At 60.3% G+C, this 16699-nt stretch carries 26 protein-coding genes and 1 tRNA gene; 17 read left to right on the top strand and 10 right to left on the bottom strand.

Translation table 11 applies throughout. The features are described from left to right. Positions 1 to 142 precede the first annotated feature (142 nt). On the top strand, positions 143 to 343 hold the full coding sequence (locus JQ627_RS09355; protein WP_212483886.1) for a hypothetical protein: 201 nt from the start codon (positions 143 to 145) through the stop codon (positions 341 to 343). Continuing rightward, positions 343 to 612 (top strand): hypothetical protein, encoded by a 270-nt coding sequence (locus JQ627_RS09350; protein WP_212483885.1) that lies wholly within the window; start codon positions 343 to 345, stop codon positions 610 to 612. Before JQ627_RS09355 ends, JQ627_RS09350 begins: the two co-directional genes overlap by 1 nt. A gap of 370 nt (positions 613 to 982) precedes the next feature. Here the strand turns inward: JQ627_RS09350 and JQ627_RS09345 are convergent, their stop codons facing one another. Beyond that, complete coding sequence (locus JQ627_RS09345; RefSeq protein WP_212483884.1) at positions 983 to 1477, bottom strand: hypothetical protein; 495 nt, start codon at positions 1475 to 1477, stop codon at positions 983 to 985. Here JQ627_RS09345 and JQ627_RS09340 point away from each other — a divergent pair. After that, positions 1362 to 2246, top strand: a complete 885-nt coding sequence (locus JQ627_RS09340; protein ID WP_212484113.1) for a hypothetical protein — start codon at positions 1362 to 1364, stop codon at positions 2244 to 2246. The genes JQ627_RS09345 and JQ627_RS09340 overlap by 116 nt on opposite strands. 136 nt (positions 2247 to 2382) lie before the next feature. Here JQ627_RS09340 and JQ627_RS09335 read toward each other — a convergent pair whose 3' ends face one another. After that, positions 2383 to 2685 (bottom strand): hypothetical protein, encoded by a 303-nt coding sequence (locus tag JQ627_RS09335; protein WP_212483883.1) that lies wholly within the window; start codon positions 2683 to 2685, stop codon positions 2383 to 2385. Between the two features lie 402 nt (positions 2686 to 3087). On the opposite strand from JQ627_RS09335, the gene JQ627_RS09330 reads away from it, so the two are divergent. Beyond that, entirely contained in the window at positions 3088 to 3384 is a 297-nt protein-coding gene (locus tag JQ627_RS09330; protein ID WP_007591377.1) for an HU family DNA-binding protein, read from the top strand. A gap of 137 nt (positions 3385 to 3521) precedes the next feature. Beyond that, entirely contained in the window at positions 3522 to 3698 is a 177-nt protein-coding gene (locus tag JQ627_RS09325) for a DUF2934 domain-containing protein (RefSeq protein ID WP_212483882.1), read from the top strand. A 293-nt stretch (positions 3699 to 3991) separates the two neighbouring features. Here JQ627_RS09325 and JQ627_RS09320 read toward each other — a convergent pair whose 3' ends face one another. After that, on the bottom strand, positions 3992 to 4219 hold the full coding sequence (locus JQ627_RS09320; RefSeq protein WP_212483881.1) for a hypothetical protein: 228 nt from the start codon (positions 4217 to 4219) through the stop codon (positions 3992 to 3994). Positions 4220 to 4565: 346 nt separating this feature from the next. Between JQ627_RS09320 and JQ627_RS09315 the strand changes: the two genes are divergently transcribed. The 3 genes from JQ627_RS09315 (at position 4566) to JQ627_RS09310 (ending at position 5715) form a co-directional block, all read left to right on the top strand. Continuing rightward, positions 4566 to 4703: a hypothetical protein gene (locus JQ627_RS09315; RefSeq protein ID WP_212483880.1), complete on the top strand. Its 138-nt coding sequence runs from the start codon at positions 4566 to 4568 to the stop codon at positions 4701 to 4703. Positions 4704 to 5049: 346 nt separating this feature from the next. Next, positions 5050 to 5178 carry a hypothetical protein gene (locus tag JQ627_RS39525; protein WP_283817084.1) on the top strand — a complete coding sequence of 43 codons (129 nt, stop codon included), beginning with the start codon at positions 5050 to 5052 and terminating at the stop codon, positions 5176 to 5178. A gap of 339 nt (positions 5179 to 5517) precedes the next feature. Further along, positions 5518 to 5715, top strand: coding sequence for a hypothetical protein (locus JQ627_RS09310; RefSeq protein WP_212483879.1), 198 nt, complete (start codon positions 5518 to 5520; stop codon positions 5713 to 5715). Here the strand turns inward: JQ627_RS09310 and JQ627_RS39520 are convergent. Further along, complete coding sequence (locus JQ627_RS39520; protein WP_283817083.1) at positions 5712 to 5837, bottom strand: hypothetical protein; 126 nt, start codon at positions 5835 to 5837, stop codon at positions 5712 to 5714. The genes JQ627_RS09310 and JQ627_RS39520 overlap by 4 nt on opposite strands. A 77-nt stretch (positions 5838 to 5914) precedes the next feature. After that, positions 5915 to 6376, bottom strand: coding sequence for a hypothetical protein (locus JQ627_RS39010; RefSeq protein WP_249142965.1), 462 nt, complete (start codon positions 6374 to 6376; stop codon positions 5915 to 5917). A gap of 50 nt (positions 6377 to 6426) precedes the next feature. Between JQ627_RS39010 and JQ627_RS09300 the strand changes: the two genes are divergently transcribed. After that, positions 6427 to 6714: a hypothetical protein gene (locus JQ627_RS09300; RefSeq protein ID WP_212483878.1), complete on the top strand. Its 288-nt coding sequence runs from the start codon at positions 6427 to 6429 to the stop codon at positions 6712 to 6714. A gap of 68 nt (positions 6715 to 6782) precedes the next feature. On the opposite strand, the gene JQ627_RS09295 is transcribed toward JQ627_RS09300, so the two are convergent. Beyond that, positions 6783 to 6947, bottom strand: coding sequence for a hypothetical protein (locus tag JQ627_RS09295; RefSeq protein WP_015686271.1), 165 nt, complete (start codon positions 6945 to 6947; stop codon positions 6783 to 6785). A 286-nt stretch (positions 6948 to 7233) separates the two neighbouring features. Here JQ627_RS09295 and JQ627_RS09290 point away from each other — a divergent pair, with 286 nt between their 5' ends. The 4 genes from JQ627_RS09290 to JQ627_RS09275 all read left to right on the top strand — a co-directional run bounded on the left by JQ627_RS09290 (position 7234) and on the right by JQ627_RS09275 (position 9626). After that, positions 7234 to 7995, top strand: a complete 762-nt coding sequence (locus tag JQ627_RS09290; RefSeq protein ID WP_212483877.1) for an NAD-dependent protein deacetylase — start codon at positions 7234 to 7236, stop codon at positions 7993 to 7995. A 199-nt stretch (positions 7996 to 8194) separates the two neighbouring features. Next, positions 8195 to 8830, top strand: a complete 636-nt coding sequence (locus JQ627_RS09285) for a cold-shock protein (protein ID WP_212483876.1) — start codon at positions 8195 to 8197, stop codon at positions 8828 to 8830. A 147-nt stretch (positions 8831 to 8977) separates the two neighbouring features. Further along, the gene (locus tag JQ627_RS09280; protein WP_212483875.1) at positions 8978 to 9460 is read left to right on the top strand and encodes a DUF192 domain-containing protein; all 483 of its coding nucleotides are present in this window, start codon (positions 8978 to 8980) and stop codon (positions 9458 to 9460) included. A gap of 89 nt (positions 9461 to 9549) precedes the next feature. Then, positions 9550 to 9626, top strand: a tRNA-Pro gene (locus JQ627_RS09275). A gap of 156 nt (positions 9627 to 9782) precedes the next feature. Here JQ627_RS09275 and JQ627_RS09270 read toward each other — a convergent pair. Next, on the bottom strand, positions 9783 to 10046 hold the full coding sequence (locus tag JQ627_RS09270) for an AlpA family transcriptional regulator (RefSeq protein ID WP_212483874.1): 264 nt from the start codon (positions 10044 to 10046) through the stop codon (positions 9783 to 9785). Positions 10047 to 10225: 179 nt separating this feature from the next. On the opposite strand from JQ627_RS09270, the gene JQ627_RS09265 reads away from it, so the two are divergent. The 3 genes from JQ627_RS09265 (at position 10226) to JQ627_RS09255 (ending at position 13867) form a co-directional block, all read left to right on the top strand. Further along, positions 10226 to 10501, top strand: a complete 276-nt coding sequence (locus JQ627_RS09265) for a helix-turn-helix domain-containing protein (RefSeq protein WP_212483873.1) — start codon at positions 10226 to 10228, stop codon at positions 10499 to 10501. A 197-nt stretch (positions 10502 to 10698) separates the two neighbouring features. Further along, the gene (locus JQ627_RS09260; protein ID WP_249142964.1) at positions 10699 to 12993 is read left to right on the top strand and encodes an AAA family ATPase; all 2295 of its coding nucleotides are present in this window, start codon (positions 10699 to 10701) and stop codon (positions 12991 to 12993) included. Between the two features lie 22 nt (positions 12994 to 13015). Beyond that, entirely contained in the window at positions 13016 to 13867 is an 852-nt protein-coding gene (locus tag JQ627_RS09255) for a DUF6615 family protein (protein ID WP_212483871.1), read from the top strand. An 88-nt stretch (positions 13868 to 13955) separates the two neighbouring features. On the opposite strand, the gene JQ627_RS09250 is transcribed toward JQ627_RS09255, so the two are convergent. Continuing rightward, positions 13956 to 14276 (bottom strand): hypothetical protein, encoded by a 321-nt coding sequence (locus JQ627_RS09250; protein ID WP_212483870.1) that lies wholly within the window; start codon positions 14274 to 14276, stop codon positions 13956 to 13958. A gap of 859 nt (positions 14277 to 15135) precedes the next feature. Between JQ627_RS09250 and JQ627_RS09245 the strand changes: the two genes are divergently transcribed. Continuing rightward, the gene (locus JQ627_RS09245; RefSeq protein WP_212483869.1) at positions 15136 to 15864 is read left to right on the top strand and encodes an outer membrane protein; all 729 of its coding nucleotides are present in this window, start codon (positions 15136 to 15138) and stop codon (positions 15862 to 15864) included. Between the two features lie 50 nt (positions 15865 to 15914). Here JQ627_RS09245 and JQ627_RS09240 read toward each other — a convergent pair whose 3' ends face one another. Together JQ627_RS09240 and JQ627_RS09235 are read right to left on the bottom strand one after the other, a co-directional pair. Continuing rightward, positions 15915 to 16076, bottom strand: a complete 162-nt coding sequence (locus JQ627_RS09240) for an RNA-binding protein (protein WP_249142963.1) — start codon at positions 16074 to 16076, stop codon at positions 15915 to 15917. A gap of 28 nt (positions 16077 to 16104) precedes the next feature. Then, positions 16105 to 16668 carry a hypothetical protein gene (locus tag JQ627_RS09235; protein WP_212483867.1) on the bottom strand — a complete coding sequence of 188 codons (564 nt, stop codon included), beginning with the start codon at positions 16666 to 16668 and terminating at the stop codon, positions 16105 to 16107. Positions 16669 to 16699: the final 31 nt, after the last annotated feature.

Genomic DNA, 16699 nt, shown 5'->3' with positions numbered 1-16699 from the left:
CCCGAAGCAGCGGCCGAACTGACCCAAGGTGGCTGTTTATGAGTTTTGAGCAGTGACCTCGCCAGCAACCCATCGAACCGGCACCCTCAATGGCCAAACCCTCGGCAGTTGAACCCCGCCCGAGGAGAGGCGACTAAACGCCATGGCCGCTGTCTTTGCAGAATTCCTGTTTGATCTCGTCAGAAACCTCGTTGGTCACTGGCTGAGACAGGCTGCGGTGGCCGTTTGTGCGTGGCTCGATGCGAAGATTCACGGCCGCGCTGCACGCCTTGTCGTGGGCGGCGTTCTCGGGCTCGCCGCCTGTATCCTCGTTCCGATTTTCGCCGGGTTTCTGGGTTTTTGATGTCCTCCGTGAAGACGAACCTCATCATCGCATTGACCATCGGGGCGCTCATCTCGTCGGTGCTCCTCGTCCTGGAGCCGCTGACCGACTTCGCTTATCTTTCGCTGGAGTGGCCCGGCATCAGCGCAGCGTATTTGTTCTGGGGAGCGGTCGGGGGCTCCAGTTTCGCAGGGATTGCTATTTCCTGGGGCGTGAATGCACTCACCTATGGTCTGGGTGCTTTCGCCATTCTCAGCGTTCTCAAGCTGCTGATTGAGCCGAAGACTTGAGCAATGATAAGGGCGGCATGAAGCGCTGGCTTCAACGGCTCGGAAGGATCGCGAGGGTCGCGGCGCTTTGCGGGACCGTTGCGTGGCTCGTGCTTTTGACGAGTTCGCCTCAGCAGCCTGATGCCGCACATTCCGAACGTTACGCGCACCGGCACGATATCAGGTATGTGAGCGAGGGGACCGAACTGGCTCTTCAGATCCTGCTCGGCTCGTCGTTCACTTTGGTCCTGGCGGCGCTCGGATGCCACTTCGCGACCAGGGACATGCGGGAGTGAATATCCCCGTGGATTTCCGGACGCGTTGGGGGAAACTGATTGGTCTCGTCGATCGTTCTGCACCTCGCGGATCCGGAATTTCGCCACAGCACTCCCTAGCGCCTTGATCCTTCCTTGCCGCGCCGGGCCTCCTCGGCTTCGTCCACGAGCTTCAAGGCGGCGCCGTCATAGCTCAGCTTCAGCCCGCGGCCGACGATCCAGATCCAGCCCTCGCGGGCGTCCCTGGTTGGCTGGGCGTTGAACTGGTCGGAGATCGATTTGACGGCGGCGTCTTGCGGTCCCGGATTGTTCAACTCCGCATTGACGCGCCAGATGGGATGCCTGGCGTCAGTTTCGTCGCTGGCAATCGTGACCTTGGCACCATCGACGGCGCATTCGAGGGCGTAGGACTCGCGAAGCTGCCGGCAGCGGTAGCGGCGTTGCGTGACGACCTTGTTGGTCTCGTCGAATGTCATCCCGGGCGAAAAGCCGAGGATGTCGGACTTTTTCACGTCTACCAGCGACGCAGGCTTCAAGAAGCCTGGCTGGATCGCCACGAGGGCGGCAACGACAACAATGATCAAGCCGGCGACAACAATTCCAATTTTCATCAGCCCCTCGCGAAAAACATCCGACCATACAGCAGCCGGCGCATCCCGCCAGTCAGGCGCGTCGATAAGTCCTGAGCAACAACAGCTTGAAGTAGTCCTGCAAAAAGTGCTCAATCAGCTCCTTTCATTGGTCGAATTATCTGGGAGGATCGTTGTGGAGCAGGATGAAGTGGAGGCCGCCATCGTCGAGGAGTTTGAGGGCGATGAGATCTATGAATCTTATGGGCCGAGCCAGCTAGCTGAAAGCGTCGTATGGGAGGTCTGGGTTAAAGAGGGGGGCACGGTGTTCGCGACACGGTTCCTGGAGGAGTTCGCGGACGGAAGCTACAAGGCATATGGATCGTTTCAAACTCTGGCTGTGAAGCTCAATAAGCAACACGAAGCCACGGTACAGAAAGCCAAGACCGACGAGTGGACCAGACAGAAAGAGCTGGCAGAGATCCAGAGCAAGGATGGACTGGGAGCAATTGAGACCCGGGCGAAGGTTGCGGCCCAGGCGGCGGCTCTGTCAAACAGCCGGATCGAGCTCCTTGTCAAGCTCGGGATTGGGGTGCTTTGCATCGTGGTGGTGCTCGGCGTTGCCAGCGTTCTCGCAATGACTGGTGCCGGTCTTCTCGCCGGCGCGGCTCTGTCTGCCCTGTTGCCGGTCATCGGCGCGGCGTGCATTTGGGTGTTCGGAAAATACCCTCGATTTGATTGGTCGGGTCTCCCTCCTGCTACGGACGTCCGCACAGAAAGTCCCCAGGCGCAGCCGGGGACATCGATCTAGCCGCGAGGATCTCCAGCAGCAGCAGAATGAAAAAACGCCCCTGACATGATCAGGGGCGGTTTTCGTCAATCGCGGTTTGCGAAACTCGGTCTAGTGACCAGTGCCGGGCTTCGTCGTCTTCGGCGGCCGCCGTCGACTACGCTGCAATCCGTTGCTCGACGGGCGCCGTCAGGACCTTGAGCACTTCCGCATGCTCGAGGTCCGGAACCGCGATGGCCGTGTGGCTGTAGATCGCATGGCTTCGTGATTTTGCGATCTTGTCCAGGATCTCTTTGCCCTTGATGACGTGGAGGCCCATGCCTTCGTGAGCAGGGAAGATGGCCAACACCACGTCGTAAGCCCTGATGACGGCACGAAGAGCTTCGGCCTTGTCTTCGGCGACGTCGACGAAAACACGAACATCAGCCGCGAGTTCACGCAGCTCGTTAAAATCCAGCACTGTGGGGTACTCCAACGCAACGACACTGAAGAGAGAGTGGCGGGGTTGGGTTACTGAAGTCTGAACGACGCGTGCCGGGCCACAGGTTTTACGGCCATGACGCTGTGGAGAAAGCGAAAGCCCCGCCTGGGGGAAGCGGGGCTCGCTGATGGGGTGAAGCTTGGGGACTTCAATTAGTTAGACGCGCCAGCGGCAGAATGGTTCAAGAAGAACACGGTGCATGCTGCGACATCTTTCGCGGGAAGGGGGTGGAACCCCCGCACAAGCCATGCTTGTGTTTTGGGCCTCAATGGGTTCTAAGCCCCGTGACTTCATGACCTCCGGCGTGAATCAGCATCACACTTGCGTGGTTCGGCCGCGTCCTGAGCAGGATCTGCTCGCCCGCACAAAAGGAATTCAGACATGGCGAAGATGACGAAGACTCAATTGATTGATGCAATTGCCGAGGGCACGCAGCTGTCGAAGAACGACGTGAAGTCGGTCATCGAGTACATGGCGACGGTCGGCTACAAGGAGCTCAACGAGTCCGGCGAGTTCGTCATCCCCGGCTTCGTGAAGATGTCGGTGGTGAACAAGCCGGCGACCGAAGCCCGCATGGGCGTCAATCCCTTCACCAAGGAGCCGATGCAGTTCGCGGCGAAGCCGGCGAGCAAGTCGGTGAAGGCTTCGCCCCTGAAGGTGGCCAAGGACTCCGTCTAAGGGGCTCGCCAAGCGGCTCGCGACGTCGTCGCGGCGGCTCCCGTCGCGGGGCGCCGCAACGACCCACCGGCTGGGTTGGACACGGATAGGGAACTCTCGGGCGTCGTCAGGCTTTGCTTCCGAAAGGGAGACGTGACATGGCCAGCCTGAGCGAGGAAGAGATCCGGGACCGCGCCTATCATCTCTGGAGGGAAGCCGGCGAACCCGCGGGGAGGATGGACACTTTCTGGTATGAGGCCGAAAGGATGCTCCTCGCCGAGCGGACCGCGCAAGGCGAACTCCCGCCGGGGATGAACGACAATCTGCCGGTCTGACGATGAACAGGGGCCGCACACAAATTTGCCGCACGCTGGAACGTTGCCCGCCGTCTGGCGGTTGAGATAACGGCGACGGAATCTTACGCGGAGCGGACAGTCGTCAAAGCAGCCACCCGGTGTAACGCCCGCGTGGCTGCTTTGCTGTTCGCTGCCTTGTGTTCGAGCGGGCCGCAAAGAAGAACCCCGGCGTTGGGACCGAGGCTTCTCAAAGCTGGACAGTGGCGTCGCACAGCCACCGGCACCACTGAATTCGGCCTGACAACGCGGGGCGGGGACATTCGTTCCGGCCGCTACTCCGGCGATACCGACACATCGATGATCGCCGGCGGATCGATCTGGCGCTCGCGCCAGACGATGAATTCGCATTTGGGATTGAGCCACTGATATTCGGAGCCGCGCGCCTTCAGGTGCACAAGCGCCGCATCGTGCGCTGTGGTCTCGTCGGGGGCCTCGACCATGATCTCCACGGTCTCCTCGATCTGACGAACCACCTCGACGGCGTAGAATTTCCTGGTCACGGTCCCTCGCTCCGGAATGGCTAACGGGGAGGGCGACGGCGCGTTCCCAAAAGAAAAACCCCGCGCTTGCGCACGGGGTTCTCTTGGCTGGCGGCGATGGGATTTCAGCGCCTGGCCGCCGGCCGTGTCCCGAACTTAAGGTTGAAAATCCAAAAAGCAACAGCGCTGCGGCGAGGCAGTGTTCGTCAGGCGGCGCTGCATGTGGCCGGGCGCGGAAATCCCCCAGCTTCCATGGTCCTGCGCTACGCCCAAAAGGTTCGATGGGATTGCACGGGAAATCGTGCGCGAAGGGCTGGACTTTTTGTTCCTATTTTGTTCTAGTTGGTCATCACGTTGGAGGTGACGCATGACCATCGAGAAACAGCGCGAAGTGATCAGGCTCTGGAATCAGCTCAGGAAGGTCGAGGGCCCGGCCGCGGAAGAGCTCCGCATCCAGATCCTCGAATGTTTTTCCGAGAAGGGCAACGCCAAGCGAGCGGCGTGAGGAGCGCCGGCGGGCCAGGACGGCGACCGGCAAGCGCGATCTCGTTCCGACGAAGAGTGTTGCCGTTGAAAATCTTGACGTTGAAATCCTGACGTCAAAATCTTGGCGTTGAAAATCTTGCCGATGAAGACGTGACGGCGCGCGCCTTCATCGATCGTTAGGAGTCGCGTCGCGCTGATTTTCTCGCCTCCGATTCGTTCTTTGCGAACGAAATGGAGTCGGATGCAGAACAAGACGTGCCTTCTGTGTCGATGCGGGACATGCCTTGTCACAGTGCGAGAGCGTGATGCTTCGCACAGTCCCGCCCCTCCTGTCCTCGCTACGGAATGAGGCGAGGGAGAGTGACATGAATGCGTGCTGGTATCTCGCCGAGATCGTGAAAGTGTTCTGGTACGACAGGCACAAACGGCTGCGCAAAGGCAGGCCATCGGTGCCGCAGGTGCCGCCTCCACTGAAGCCCGACGACACGGAGTGATCGGGCTCGTTGTGATCGGGCGCGCTGCGTTCGTGCGTTCGCTTTCGCGGCGATCGACACCACTTGTTAAGAGTCGCTCCGCGCTGATTTCTTCGAGTCCGATTCGTTCTTTGAGAACGAAATGCAGGCGAAGCTGGAACAAAGCCGTACCAGCGGCTCCTTGCGTTGAAACGGTTCGCCGGAATCCAGCGGCTTGCGCAAACTCCTAACGAACGTTTGCGGGAAAGCCGATAACCCTATTCGGTTAGGTTAAAAGCCCAATCGCGTTGCGCTCGCCGCTGCTTGCGATAGGTGTTCTTGCAAGGACAAGAAAACGACTTTGCCAAGAAGCAAGTTTGCATGACACCTTTTTCAGAACCATCCTTTTATCAGGGCGACCGCCATACCTACCGGCGCGTCGCCATCGTCGGTTCGCTGTTCTGTCTCGCTTTCGTGGTGATCAGCTTCTCGCTGCGGCCGCAACTCGAGGACACGCGCGTTGCGGTCAAGGCCGACAGGCTGGTGCGCACGGCAGGCCAGGCGCCCCACACGAATTAGCGCTCGCCGTTGTAGATGGACTCGTCGGCGGAATTGCCGGGGCACGCGGTGCCGCGGCTCGCGATCGCGACGAAGCCGGCATAGCCGGACAGGTTGAGCAGAACTTCGAGCCACGCGGGCATGTCGGATCTCAATTTGCGTGAAGATGGCTCAACGTGCGCGCGAAACATTCGTTCCCCGCTCGCAAAGACAATCTCGTTCAGAGCGGAGAGGAGGGGTCGAGCCGCCGGCCGAGGGTCGCAACGGACGAGCTGGACGGCTGCTCCTTGAGGAATTCGGCGATGGCCCGTGCCAGCTCGCCGTCGCTCATCGGCGTCGGCGGCGGGCGCAGCGCGCCGACACCGAAGTTGCGGACGATCTCGTCGTAGTGCCGGTCGCGGGATTTGGGAACGAGCCTGCGGATACGCCCCAGCAAAGCGGATAGCGGCAATGTCTCCTCCTTGGCATCCGTCCCGTTGGCAGCCGTTGATGTCTGCTGCCATTTGTTGCCCGTGAAACCAAAAACCCCGCCAGCATCGCGGAGATGCTGACGGGGTCTTCGTGCTGTCGCCTCTACCGGATGGCGGAGGCTTCCGCACTCGAAGATGCAATCCACGGAGCGGGCTTTCGTTCCCGTCGTGCCGATATTTTTCTGCCATCCGGGTTCCACGCCTGCGCGCAACCATCGCAGGCCTCCGACGTTGTCCCGACGAGACGCGAAGGAGGAGAATCATGAAGAAAACACTGGCAGTTCTGGCCACCGTTGCAGCCGTCGGCGTGACCGCGATCGCGGTGCCGGCACCTGCGCAGGCAGGCGGTCGCGGCATTGGCCCGGGCCTCGCATTCGGCCTCGCCGCCGGCGCGATCACCGCCGGCGCAGTCGCAGCGTCCCATCCGTACGGCTATTATGGTCCGGGCTACGGCTATTACGGCGGGCCCGCCTATTACAGCCCTGGCCCGTATGCCTATTATGGCGATGGGCCGTACTACCACCGGCGCCACTACTACCGTCATTGGTAACGGCTGAAGAAGCGAAAAGCCCGGAGCGATGCTCCGGGCTTTTTTCATGCGTGGCGATCGGAGCTGCGTTATGGCCAGAGCGAGGGCCGCTCGACCTTGCGCGCATTGTCGAGCGTCGAAACGAAATACTCTTCGCGCTCGCGCTTGAATTTTTCCTGCGTGGCACGGAAGGCGGCAACACGGGCGGCGATCTCTTCGCGTTCGCGGATTTTGCGTTGTTCGTCTTCGGTCATTGTCAAATCCCCTCTACACGTCAGTATGTGTGCACTTCAATATGTGTGCACCGCTGAACTCACGCACTGCCGCCGCAATCACGTTGAGTCGCGTCTACACATGCATTGGCGCTTCTGATTGGGGCGTCAATGGGGAGGAGGCATTGCAGGATTGTGATAAGCGAAGGTCGGAAAAAATTGCCGACCGCGGCTTGCGCGATTCTTGCGCGGCAGTGGATAACAGCGTCAACGATCTTGTCGCTTGCGCATGGTGTGGCTGGCGCAAGGCCAACACGGGAGGCCGCGAGTGCTTGCATCGGATCTTCGTAGCGGCGTCGAACGACTCGGCGACATGATCGCCGAATCCAGGACCATCGTGCCGTTCACCGGCGCGGGCATCTCCACCGAATGCGGCATCCCGGACTTCCGCTCGCCGGGCGGAATCTGGACGCGCAACCGTCCGATCCCGTTCGACGAATTCGTCGCCAGCCAGTCGGCGCGCGACGAATCGTGGCGCCGCCGCTTCGCGATGGAGGCGGTCTTCGCCGCGGCCAGGCCCGGCCGCGGTCATCGCGCGCTCGCCTCGCTCTACCGCGCCGGCAAGATTCCTGCCGTCATCACCCAGAACATCGACAATCTGCACCAGGCTTCGGGCTTTGCGGCCGAGCATGTGATCGAGCTTCACGGCAATACCACCTATGCGCGCTGCATCGGATGCGGGCAGGCCTATCAGCTCGACTGGGTGAAGCAACGTTTCGACGAAGATGGCGGCGCACCCAATTGTACCGCGTGCGACGAGCCGGTGAAGACCGCGACGATCTCGTTCGGGCAGATGATGCCCGAGGACGAAATGCAGCGCGCGACTGCGCTGTCGCAAGCCTGCGACCTCTTCATCGCGATCGGTTCCTCGCTCGTGGTGTGGCCGGCGGCGGGCTTTCCGATGATGGCGAAGAACGCCGGTGCACGTCTGGTGATCATCAATCGCGAGCCGACCGATCAGGACGACATCGCCGATCTCGTCATCCGCCACGACATCGGCGAGACTCTCGGGCCCTTTGTCGCAAATTGAGGCATCAATTTGATTCGCGGCTGTGCAAGCTGTTCATAGGTTCCGGCGAATCTCTTTTTTTTCTATGCGTCTCAACCGGGAGTGTTATCTTTTGAGTCGAAAGATTCGCATCGCGTCGAATTGAGAATATTCTCTTAAGACGCGTGATTCGGCGCCGCCGCTGAGGCGGGTTGCAATGGGCAGTGTGGGGTCCGGGGTTATGGGGTCGTCGGACGGATTTGAGTCCAAGAAAATCGGAGTTCCCGCTGTGGGCGAACACGGCGGCGGTGGTCGCGATAGCGCGCTCAGCCCGTTCACCGGACTCGGTGAGGGCAGCGCCAACCTCGTCGAGGTTCACGGCGTCATTAAATGGTTCGACGCTTCAAAGGGCTACGGCTTCATAGTTCCCGACAATGGTTGGCCGGACGTGCTCCTGCACGTCACCGTGCTCAGGCGCGACGGCTTCCAGACGGCCTACGAGGGCGCCCGCATCGTCGTCGAGTGCATCCAGCGCGCCAAGGGCTACCAGGCCTTCCGCGTGGTCTCGATGGACGAGTCGACCGCGATCCATCCGGCGCAGATGCTGCCGCCGCGCACCCATGTCACGGTGACCGCGACCAGCGGGCTGGAGCGGGCACAGGTCAAATGGTTCAACCGCCTGCGCGGCTTCGGTTTCCTGACCTGCGGCGAGGGCACGCCCGACATCTTCGTGCACATGGAGACGCTGCGCCGCTTCGGCATGACCGAGCTCAGGCCCGGCCAATATGTCCTGGTCCGCTTCGGGCCCGGCTCCAAGGGCATGATGGCGGCCGAGATCCATCCCGAGACGGGATCGCCAGGGCTTTCTTCGCACTAGAAGGCTTGCAGTCGCACTAGCGGCCGCCGGCCGCCAGTTCCCGCAATCGTGACAAGAGGCGCGCTGGCCGGCCAGCGCGCCTCTGGCTTTTGTCACAGTCGCCGCGTAAGGACTGCTTCAGTTCCACGCCCCCTCGAGTACCGTCCCATGAATCTTGACCGAAAGGCCGTCTGGTCCATTGCGAGGGGCTGGCTGGCCGCCATCCTCGTCGCCGGCTGTGCCGTCGCGAGCGCGCCCGCCGGCGCCGCCAGCTTCCAGCCGCTCGAGATCGTCACCAGGAACGGCGTGCAGGTGTTCTCGGTGGAAATGGCGACGACCGAGGAGGAGAAGCAGACCGGGCTGATGTACCGCAAGGAACTGGCCGACGGCAAAGGCATGCTGTTCGACTTCAAGCCCGAGCAGGAAGTGTCGATGTGGATGAAGAACACCTACGTCTCGCTCGACATGATCTTCATCCGTGCCGACGGCCGCATCCTGCGCATCGCCGAAAACACCGAACCGCTGTCGACCAAGATCATCTCGTCCCAGGGGCCCGCGCGGGCCGTCCTGGAGGTGGTGGCGGGAACGGCTCAGAAATACGGCATCCGTCCCGGCGACCGCGTCGGCCACCCGCTGTTCGGCACCAAATAGGGCCATCGGGAGCGGCGTAGCCAGCCCGGCGGCTGAGGGAGCTTGCTGGCGCTTTGGGAAGCGTGTATCGACGGGGCTCGCCGGACATTCGGGGTATAGCGCAGCCTGGTAGCGCGGCAGTTTTGGGTACTGCAGGTCGTTGGTTCGAATCCAGCTGCCCCGACCAAAACTACAGTAAAATCAATGACTTGATTTGGTGCATTGATTTTTGACGTTGCAGTATTTGATACTGCAGGTCGTCCGCAAAATCCCTCGCAAATTATAGTGCTTTCCTTGCACGAACATTTAGAAGCGTTCCCGGGGGGCCTTTGGGGGGCCTTTTTCAAAAACTGCGACCGCGTACGAGTACGCGCACAGTTTCGTTAGGTCTGATCTCGTTCTGAATCAGATCCGCCTGCCACTGCAGCACTTCGTCGAGAAAGAAGCCGACACGCATCGGAGCAATCGAGTACATCCTTGGGAATGTCCCTTCCTTAACTTTGCGCTCCAGGGTCGATCGACTCATCGGGATCCGCTTGAGTACATCCTTGATCGAGATCATTTGCCGTATGGCTGCGGCCACCTCTGGTGACTCCGCTCTTTTCATCGTCATCTCCGAGAAAATCAGCCGCGCTTGCCTGTGAAGGTGAGCCGACTGCGCTCGCCGGCCTCGTGCCGACACCCGTGGACTGATGACTTCAGCCCAACGCGAATGAAATCGAGTCGCTCTAATATGTCGACTATGGACCGTGGTTTTATAAACAGCGAAATGATCGCCTGCAGCGCATGGATGGACGGCGACTCGTTGCTTGGAATCTCAGGAGACGTCGTGTCGAACGCGGCCTCTCTCAGGAGAAACTCGCCGTAGATGCTCAGATTGATCGCACCTATGTGAGCAGCCTTGAGCGTGGGCTAGAGAATCCGACCGTGTCGGTGCTGGATAGGCTGGCTGCCGCGCTATCGATGCCTATCGCCGATTTTTTCCGCGTACCGTCCCGCGGGGAGCGGCCCCCAAAGCCGCTTTCGGGAGGACGTCGTGCCAAGTTGACGGCGGGTGGTTGAACGCCGCTATCGCTGGTGACTTCGCAAACGCGATGTCGTTGGCGCTGCGCATCTTGCGAGCCGAGCAATATGAAAAACAGCGGCATAGGATTGCCGTAGGGCTTGCTCCGGCGGCAAGTCCACGGCAACTATAGCGTGCAGTTTCGGCCGGGGGGCCGTAGGCGATGGGTGACGTCGCGGTCCAGAGGGGGACTCATTTGCTCGAACGAATTCAATTGCTTCGCAACATTGGGCAGTTCGACTCGGTGAATGCAGGAGCGCAGCTTCCGCTTGCGAAGCTGACGTTAATTTATGCCGAAAACGGGCGAGGCAAGACGACACTTGCTTCGATTTTGCGGTCGCTTGGCACCGGCGCGGCGGATATTGTCCTAGAGCGGCATCGGCTGGGTGCGCCTCGTCCACCCCACATTGTCCTTACAGTCGCGGGTACGCCCGTCCAGTTTCAGAACGGGGCTTGGACGGCCCCAACGCCACGGATTGCGATCTTCGATGATGCCTTTGTCGCGGCAAACGTCTGCTCGGGCGTCGAGATCGCGGCCGGTCATCGCCAAAATCTGCATGAACTCATCCTTGGAGCCCAAGGCGTTGCGCTCAACGCCGCCTTGCAGGTTCATGTCACGCGCATCGAGGAGCACAATCGAGCACTCACACAGAAGAGCGCAGCGATTCCCGCCGCGGCTCGCGGCAATCTCACCGTTGACGACTATTGCGCTCTTGCAGCCACTCCCGACATCGAGGCGGCGATCGCAGCTGCGGAGCGGAGTGTGGCGGCGGGCAGGTCCGCCGACGCCATTCAGCGCCAAGCGCATTTCCAACCACTCTCGTTGCCATCCTTCGACATTGTGGCACTGAACGAGCTTTTGGCGCGGACCCTGCCTGACTTAGAAGCGGAAGCCGCCGCCCGCGTGCGAACTCATCTGCGCAGTCTCGGTCGTGGCGGCGAAGAGTGGGTAGGGGGTGGAATGACCCGGATCGGACCGGCGTCAGAAGGCTTGGAACATGAGATATGTCCGTTTTGTGCTCAGGGCCTGGGCGCTTCGCCTGTCATCCGGCACTACCAGGCCTACTTCAGCGCGGCTTATCGCGGGCTACGAGCGGCAATCAATGACAGCGGCTTAGCGATCAACGCGACGCATGGCGGCGAAATTCCTGCTGCTTTTGAACGAGCGGTGCGCGTTGCGGGCGAAACCCGCACCTTTTGGAGTGCCTTCACCGATATCCCTGAGTTCAACGTCGACACGGCCGCGATCCTGCGGGCGTGGACCGCAGCCCGGGAAGCCGTTCTTGGTATCCTTCGCGCGAAGGCCGCAGCACCACTCGACCGGATGGAGCTTTCAGGTGAGGTCATCGCACTAATCAATACCTATGAGGTAGCGCGTACAACCGTCGCGGCCGACTCTGATGTATTGCAAGGCTGCAACGCGGCGATCGCCATCGTGAAGGAGCAGGCTGCGGCAGCCAACCTCGCCGCCCTCCGCGCGGACCTCGAACGCCTTCGCGGCGTCAGAACCCGGCACAGCGCGCCGGTCGATGCGCTCTGTACCGATTACCTGACCGAGAAGGCTGCTAAGACGGCAACGGAGAGCCTGCGCAGGCAAGCTCGCACTGCTCTCGATAACTATCGGCAGAACATCTTTCCTGCCTATGAGGCGGCAATCAACACCTACCTTCAGCGTTTCAATGCCGGCTTTCGGCTCGCCTCCGTCAGCCCGATGAACACACGCGGCGGCTCTTCCTGTAACTACAACGTCGTAATCAACAACGTGCCCGTTGCACTAAGCGCTGACACAGGCCCGGCTTTTCGGAACACGCTCAGCGCGGGCGACCGCAACACCCTCGCTCTAGCTTTCTTTTTCGCGTCCCTCGATCAAGATCCGCAGCTCGCCCAGAAGATCGTTATCATCGACGATCCAATGACTAGTTTGGACGAACATCGCTCACTTACGACCGTGCAGGAAATGCGACGCCTTGTCGGCCGCGTAGATCAGGTGGTCGTCCTATCGCATTCGAAGCCCTTCCTTTGCCAACTTTGGGAAGGAGCCGAGCCCGCGAGGCGTCAGGCGATTTTGATAAGACGCGATGGTACTGGTTCGACCCTGGCTGCGTGGGATGTCAATCAGGATTGCATCACTGAGCATGACCGCCGCCACGCGCTTGTCGCGGATTATATCGGGGCTGCCAACCCCGCGACAGAGCGGCGCGTCGCCGCTGCCTTACGCCATATCCTTGAAGCGTTTATGCGCGTTGCCTATCCTGTTTCGTTTCCGCCTGGAACCTTGCTTGGGCCGTTTCTTGGGATTTGCCAACAGCGGGCTGGTCTGCCGAACGAAATCCTGAACCAGGCCGACATAGACGAGTTGCGAGCTATCCTCGCCTACGCCAATCGTTTCCACCACGATACCAACGCAGCCTACGAAACTGCGGCGATCAATGATCAAGAACTGACGCATTTCTGCGGCCGCGCTCTAGCGTTTACACGGCGCAGTAGGTGATCGGGGCGGGAACTACAGAGTCATGACAACATCAGGTGCTTTCAACGCAAGCGGAATCTTGCCGTCCGACGTGCTGTGCAACACGTTCACCGGAATGGCGCGCAAAATCTGGAATGAACTGGGCGCGGCACGCAAACTCGGAATTAACCGGGGCGAAGAAACCGTTACGGATAATTTCTTGCTGGACGTCCAGGCTGCTCATCCGGTCGAGGTAACGACGTTCCAATTCAACAAGCCGGAGGAGGCAATCACTGGTGCAGACTGGGAGTGGTGGCTAACTGATGGACGGCGATGGGCAGGTCTGCTCATCCAAGCAAAAATTCTGAAGGGAAAAGCTAACCTCTATTCCTCGATCAAACACAAAGTCCGCGGCCGACCCCAGATCGACATTCTGTTGGAACAAGCAAATCTCAAGGGCATTCCGGCGCTTTACTTCCTCTATAATCATACGCAACTCACGTTCCCAAAGTTGAGCTGGAACTGCGGCTCCATAGCGCCTGATATAGAACAGCTTGGTTGTACCGTAGCTTATGCGGCCGCGGTGAAACCCCTGGTGAAAAGGGGGGGAGTTGGTATCACCACACTCAACCCCATTTCCGTTCCTCTACGATGTCTCGTTTGCTGTCGCGTTCGCGCTGAGCCACCGGATGACCCATCGCTGCCAAGTCGAGCAACTGGAATCGTAAAGTATCTGGCAAGTCGTGCTGCCGACGGCCCAGACAGGTTTGATGTCCCGCGAGTGCGCGCAGACCCGCCGGACTATGTTAGAGAGCTTATTACGGCTCCGATTGACGATCGCCAGGGTGTCATCGAGCGGGTGAGATCGCGAGTTGGCTCCGTAGGGTCCTTGGTCGTGATCAAAGATCGTTCGTAACAATGCTTCCCGCCGTCCGGAGGGGCATGGCGAAGGCAGGACAGGCTTCGACGAAGAAAGGCCCCTCGCGGGGCCTTTGTCGTTTTCGTTAGGCGGCGATCTCAACCGCGATCACCGCGACGTAGGTTGAACCTTCGCCGAAGTTGCAGTCGACGACGTCGATCGGGATACCATACTGATCGTGACGATAGCCCAACTGTTCGGCGACCTCGCGGACCAGTTTGCCGGTGGTGGTTTTTTCGCCATCGGTCAGGGTTGGAAAGCGGGCGTTCATGAGGGTGGTCAAGCCAGCGAGCGGCGGCTTGCGCAAGGTGATCGATGCGATGATTGCTCCCTTGGATTCGGGCTCGTTCAAAAATGCGAGCATGAGGGCGCGAAAGTTCACCGTGGCGAGGACGTCGTTATCCATCAACAAATCTCCTTTGATGGGAAATTGCAGCGTGCGGACGCGAATGCGGACGCGATGGAGCAACGTTCAAAAATCTGGTTCGGTTAAATAATTTTTCTCAAGAGTGCGCGAAATCCACGAAACTCAGCAAAATCAATATGTTATAAGTTAAATGATGCCTAATTTGGAAGCTTTAAAAGGTCTATAGATACACAGTGAACTTGGTCAGCGATGGATCATTTGGATCGCATCGTGCGGCAGCTCAACCGTATAACTTGGATGATGGCTGCTGACCGCCAGCGATGTTGGGGGAGCCACTGTTGGTGTAGGGCATCGTGATAGGCCTTGGCCGCCTCCTGTGCCCCATGACGCGCCTGGTCGAACCACTTTCTCGGCAACCTTGGGATGAAGCAAAGCTGCTAGAGTTCGCACAGTCGGCGCCGAACTTCGCGAGCTACGTCAACTACTGACGTCTGTTGCCAAAGCCTGAAAACCAGTCGCGCCATAGGCCCCCCGGGGGGCCTAACTCGTGACACTGTTTGCATTCGTACGCACGTGGTGACTAGGTGGAACCTGCACTTTTCAATGGCTTAGGACGCGCAGCTCGTTTCGCCTTGACCACCCGAATGCAAATGCAAACGTTTTGGGTACTGCAGGTCGTTGGTTCGAATCCAGCTGCCCCGACCAGTCCCGAGGTTGAAGCTCCTTCAATTCTCCTGAATTCTCCTGATATTTCGACGCGCTCATCCCGTTCCCTTGCCGCCGGCGACGGTCAATTCGGCAGAACGATTCCCGCGAAATGTCGCCCGTTGCAACCTCTGCGTCAGCTTCGCGTGGTACGGAGTCCGCGAGGGCGTTGGCAATTGGGGAAGCTCGGGACATGTTGAAATATCTCTGCGGCGCGGCGGTTCTCGCCCTGTCCGTCACGACGGCATCGGCGGCTGACCTCGCGCTGAAGGCAGCTCCCGCGGCTCCAATCCCGTTCACCTGGACCGGCTGCTATGTCGGTGTTCACGCCGGCGGCGTCGTCAGCGACGATCGCACCATCAGCAACCTGGGTACGACGGTTGATTTCAGCGCGTCCGGTTTCGTGGGCGGCGGACAGATCGGCTGCAACTATCAATTTGCCTCCAGCTGGGTGGTCGGCGCCGAAGGCCGGGCCGCGTGGTCGAACCTTGCGAACAGCCATGCTGCCTCGGTCAGATTCCCGGCGCTCGGCGGCCTCGTCGTGCCAGCGCGGTTCAGCCTCAAGAACGATTTCCTGGCGTCGGCGACTGCACGGCTTGGCTACGTCTATGCCGAACGATGGCTGGTTTATGCACGGGGAGGCGCGGCCTGGACCCGCGAGACCATCGACGACGCGTTCATTGGTCCGGTCGTCGGCATTCCCACGGATCCGAGCGCCACTGTCACCCGGACGGGATGGACAGCGGGCGCCGGCGTGGAATGGGCGTTTGCCCCGAATTGGTCGGCCAATGTCGAATACAATTACTATGACTTCGGCACGAAGGGCCCGATGTTGCTGACCAGCCCGGTCAACAGCGTCTCCATCGCCAACCTCAAGGATACGATTCACGCCGCGACCGCCGGCGTGAATTATCATTTCTGATTGGATCGGGAACGGCTGGGCGTCGCCGGTGTGCCGGCGGCGTTTCAATCTCAGGACAGCAACCAATCGACGAGGCGCCAGGCGATCCAGCCGAGGGCGCAGATCCAGCCCAGCATCGCGACACCGGCGACTCCAAGCCCGCACAGCGCGAACAGCGAATTTTCAGTCTCCGGTGTGCCCGAGAGTTTCTCGGTCGTATCGATTTGACTCACAGCATCCCCTTGCCTTGCGTCCCGCCGTTCATTGGTCTCTGCTCGCTCGAGAAAATTCACCGGCCGCGCTCCAGCTCACACGGTCGTGAGACGAGGTGACTGTCCATTCACGGCTCGCGGGCGCTGGTTGCAGCCGCTCGCGGGGTCTCCGGACGGACGGGAAGAAGCTGCAACTCGCGGCGCGGCGATTGGTTGCGGGTGATTGCTGGAGAAATACGCGCCGCAGCGACAATTTTTCGCAAGACCGGCGCCTGCTTGGCGCGCCGACCGCGTTGAAGGAGCGAGTAGGGCGCGCAACAGGGCTGCGCCGCGGTTTTCCTTCGAGCGGGGTCTTCATGTCGATCAGTGCGATTGCTTCATCCGCCGTGGCAGCTTCGACGTCCCAGTCGACGTCCGCGACGTCGTCTTCCGCGGCATCGTCGACGTCCGCAACTTCGGCGACATCATCGACGTCAGCCACATCGGAGACGTCGGATACTTCGTCTTCGCAATCGGCGGGCGGCAGCTCGGGCTCGGGCGGCGGCGGTTCGAGCAAGACCGTCGTCAGCGAGGTCTCCTTCACCATCGACGGCATCACCACCACGACGATCACCTATTCCGATGGCTCGACCGAAGTCGAGACA

Origin of the sequence: Bradyrhizobium liaoningense, from assembly GCF_018130785.1 — a bacterium.
In the GTDB taxonomy this organism is placed as follows: domain Bacteria; phylum Pseudomonadota; class Alphaproteobacteria; order Rhizobiales; family Xanthobacteraceae; genus Bradyrhizobium; species Bradyrhizobium liaoningense_A.
Note: the sequence above shows the minus strand (reverse complement) of the source record. Positions and strands in the feature narration are given on the sequence as shown.

What these genes read in the sequence shown, in the direction of transcription:
- JQ627_RS09355 (WP_212483886.1), top strand. Translation starts at nt 143, where the DNA reads ATGGCCGCTGTCTTTGCAGAATTCCTGTTTGATCTCGTCAGAAACCTC.
- JQ627_RS09350 (WP_212483885.1), top strand. Translation starts at nt 343, where the DNA reads ATGTCCTCCGTGAAGACGAACCTCATCATCGCATTGACCATCGGGGCG.
- JQ627_RS09340 (WP_212484113.1), top strand. Translation starts at nt 1,362, where the DNA reads ATGTCGGACTTTTTCACGTCTACCAGCGACGCAGGCTTCAAGAAGCCT.
- JQ627_RS09345 (WP_212483884.1), bottom strand. Translation starts at nt 1,477, where the DNA reads ATGAAAATTGGAATTGTTGTCGCCGGCTTGATCATTGTTGTCGTTGCC.
- JQ627_RS09330 (WP_007591377.1), top strand. Translation starts at nt 3,088, where the DNA reads ATGGCGAAGATGACGAAGACTCAATTGATTGATGCAATTGCCGAGGGC.
- JQ627_RS09325 (WP_212483882.1), top strand. Translation starts at nt 3,522, where the DNA reads ATGGCCAGCCTGAGCGAGGAAGAGATCCGGGACCGCGCCTATCATCTC.
- JQ627_RS09315 (WP_212483880.1), top strand. Translation starts at nt 4,566, where the DNA reads ATGACCATCGAGAAACAGCGCGAAGTGATCAGGCTCTGGAATCAGCTC.
- JQ627_RS39525 (WP_283817084.1), top strand. Translation starts at nt 5,050, where the DNA reads ATGAATGCGTGCTGGTATCTCGCCGAGATCGTGAAAGTGTTCTGGTAC.
- JQ627_RS09310 (WP_212483879.1), top strand. Translation starts at nt 5,518, where the DNA reads ATGACACCTTTTTCAGAACCATCCTTTTATCAGGGCGACCGCCATACC.
- JQ627_RS39520 (WP_283817083.1), bottom strand. Translation starts at nt 5,837, where the DNA reads ATGCCCGCGTGGCTCGAAGTTCTGCTCAACCTGTCCGGCTATGCCGGC.
- JQ627_RS09300 (WP_212483878.1), top strand. Translation starts at nt 6,427, where the DNA reads ATGAAGAAAACACTGGCAGTTCTGGCCACCGTTGCAGCCGTCGGCGTG.
- JQ627_RS09295 (WP_015686271.1), bottom strand. Translation starts at nt 6,947, where the DNA reads ATGACCGAAGACGAACAACGCAAAATCCGCGAACGCGAAGAGATCGCC.
- JQ627_RS09285 (WP_212483876.1), top strand. Translation starts at nt 8,195, where the DNA reads ATGGGGTCGTCGGACGGATTTGAGTCCAAGAAAATCGGAGTTCCCGCT.
- JQ627_RS09280 (WP_212483875.1), top strand. Translation starts at nt 8,978, where the DNA reads ATGAATCTTGACCGAAAGGCCGTCTGGTCCATTGCGAGGGGCTGGCTG.
- JQ627_RS09270 (WP_212483874.1), bottom strand. Translation starts at nt 10,046, where the DNA reads ATGAAAAGAGCGGAGTCACCAGAGGTGGCCGCAGCCATACGGCAAATG.
- JQ627_RS09265 (WP_212483873.1), top strand. Translation starts at nt 10,226, where the DNA reads ATGGATGGACGGCGACTCGTTGCTTGGAATCTCAGGAGACGTCGTGTC.
- JQ627_RS09255 (WP_212483871.1), top strand. Translation starts at nt 13,016, where the DNA reads ATGACAACATCAGGTGCTTTCAACGCAAGCGGAATCTTGCCGTCCGAC.
- JQ627_RS09250 (WP_212483870.1), bottom strand. Translation starts at nt 14,276, where the DNA reads ATGGATAACGACGTCCTCGCCACGGTGAACTTTCGCGCCCTCATGCTC.
- JQ627_RS09245 (WP_212483869.1), top strand. Translation starts at nt 15,136, where the DNA reads ATGTTGAAATATCTCTGCGGCGCGGCGGTTCTCGCCCTGTCCGTCACG.